Raw genomic sequence first — 367 nt, forward strand, 5'->3', positions numbered from 1 at the left:
CAGTACCGGGAAGGCGGTGATGGACATCGCGACGCCGAGATAGAGCGCGAACTCGGTGAACGGCACGGTCTTTCCGTTGACCACGTCGTGCGAGCCGTAGATCAGCCAGGCGAGCCCGACGCCGAGCGCCATGGGCAGTGCCAGTGAGCTGATCCAGATGGTGCCGGTGGAGCGGAAGCGGCCTTTGAGGGCGCCGCCGTTGAACTCCCAGCCGATGATGAACATGAACAGGAGCAGGCCCACCTGGGAGACGACGCCCAGATGGGGGCGTATCTCGGCGGGGAAGAGCCGGGCGGGGAGGCACCCGGGGAACAGGGCGAGGGGGGTGGGTCCCAGGGAGAGGGCGACGGTGGTCTTACCGGAGACG

Annotated in this window: 1 pseudogene; it reads right to left on the bottom strand. The window is 67.6% G+C overall.

From position 1 onward, the window contains the following. A pseudogene (locus TN53_RS42995) lies at positions 1-367 on the bottom strand (cation:proton antiporter); the annotation flags it as partial.

It is taken from the genome of Streptomyces sp. WM6386, from assembly GCF_000972385.1.
In the GTDB taxonomy this organism is placed as follows: Bacteria; Actinomycetota; Actinomycetes; order Streptomycetales; family Streptomycetaceae; genus Streptomyces.